The 1,797-nt window shown below is 57.4% G+C and carries 2 protein-coding genes; one reads left to right on the top strand and one right to left on the bottom strand.

Annotation, left to right across the window (positions count from 1 at the left end; genetic code table 11):
* Positions 1–290: 290 nt before the first annotated feature.
* Complete coding sequence (locus ACYC56_RS15175) at positions 291–1,070, top strand: prepilin-type N-terminal cleavage/methylation domain-containing protein (RefSeq protein ID WP_461375010.1); 780 nt, start codon at positions 291–293, stop codon at positions 1,068–1,070.
* 125 nt (positions 1,071–1,195) lie between these two features.
* On the opposite strand, the gene ACYC56_RS15170 is transcribed toward ACYC56_RS15175, so the two are convergent.
* Positions 1,196–1,797: 3-keto-disaccharide hydrolase (locus ACYC56_RS15170; protein ID WP_461375009.1), on the bottom strand; the 602-nt coding region annotated here is incomplete at its 5' end.

Here is a 1,797-nt window from a genome sequence, read left to right as displayed (position 1 = left end):
GCAAATCGGACGACTTGGTTCGCTGAATCGCCGGCACACGGCAGGTCCACGGTCGCCTGGCAGCGCTGACTTCGCCCGAAATTCAAGTCGCGCCGATGACGTTGTCAATTCTCACACTCTGACCGGAGCGAAGCAACGACGCAAGGGTGAGAAATCGGGGGGGAAATCCCGCAACAGAGCGGTGTGGTTCGCAACCGAGGGCAAGACCACACCAAAGACATGCTGGACAGGTCCCTGCGGTGCACTTAGACTCGTCTTGTTACGCCATCCCCATGGAGAAATGTCGATTCATGTCGCGCCGAACCGCCTTCACGCTGGTTGAACTTCTGGTGGTGATTGCCATTATCGCCGTGTTGGTAGGCTTGCTGCTCCCCGCCGTGCAGGCGGCACGTTTGGCTGCGGCCCGCACCCAGTGCCTGAATAATCTCAAGCAGAACACGTTGGCCGTGATCATGTACCACGACACATGCAACGTGTTGCCGGTCGCTTCGTTTCCGGGCTGGCCCAAGTCGGTGGCTTGGTTTGGCGAAGTCGATTGGTCCAACAACACGGTCGTACCTTCTGCAGGCTCGCTGGCACCGTACCTGGAAAAGAACCGCAACGTGTTTCGCTGCCCAAGCATGGACCCCTCAATCACGTATCTGTACGGCGGCGAAACGGGAGGTTACGGATATAACCTGAACCTCGGCTGCACCAAGTATCCGCCTCCCGACTACGCACCCCAAATCGTCACGCGCAAACTGGCCTACTTCCGCGCGACGGGCAGCACGATCGTGATGACCGACGCGGCCCGCATTCAGCTGCCGTGGGCCGGCGATCCGGTATTAAAAGTCACCGAAAACTTCTTCATCCAGGGCCCTGAAGATTACGATTTGTTCACCGCGCCAGGCACCCATTTCCGCCATGCCGATGTGGCCAACGTGTCGTTTCTCGACGGACACGTCGACTCGATGCGCATGGCCGACGTGCCGCTTCCCGATTACTGGCCGGCAGATGCCGTGGAACTCGCCAAGACGGTCAAGATCGGCTACGTCTCGGAACGTAGCATCAACTTGTACCGACCGTATTAACTCCCGGCTCGTGAACGATTGCACCTCGAACAACGCGGAATGCGAGTACGAACACGAGTACGAGTACGAGTACGAACACGAGTAGGAGTAGGAGTAGGAACACGAGTAGGAGTAGGAGTAGGAACTTACTTTGCCGGAGCAAGTTCCTTGATCCGAATATCCTTGAAACGCAGCTTGAGTTCGTGGAACGAGTGCAATTGCAGCCCGATCTCGCCGCGTAATCCGACTCCTACCTGCCGGTGAATTTCGTCGTCCAGCACACCGCTGCCGTCATAGTCGACGACTGTAACGCCATTGAGTACCGAGCGGATGCGAGTTCCTTCCGCCATGATCTCCAGATCATTCCAGCCACTTCCTTGATCGGCATAGAAGAACTTGCCATTGACGACTGGTTCGTTGGACAACCATCGATGCTCGCCGGGACCTTCGTTCCAGAGCTTGCCGGTGATGGACGGATCAGGCGGACTGATGTCGATCTGCGGCCCTTCCATCCAGCCGGTTTCCGCGTTGTAGCGACTGCGGATCTGAATCCCGCTGTTACCTGTCACGCCTTGCTCAACTTGAAAACGCAGTCGCAGTACAAAGTCTCCGTATTCGCGCTCCGGCGAAAGCAGAATGTAGAAGTGGTCCGTGTGCCCCATGGAATTCGCCAGAATTGCGCCACTCTCCACTGTCCAAGCCTGTGCGGCGAAGTCCTTGTCCTTCGGCAGACATTGCACCTTCCAAC

This window comes from Candidatus Aquicultor sp., assembly GCF_054640775.1.
Note: the sequence above shows the minus strand (reverse complement) of the source record. Positions and strands in the feature narration are given on the sequence as shown.

Coding starts and splice junctions, on each gene's coding strand:
- ACYC56_RS15175 (WP_461375010.1), top strand. CDS start 291: ATGTCGCGCCGAACCGCCTTCACGCTGGTTGAACTTCTGGTGGTGATT.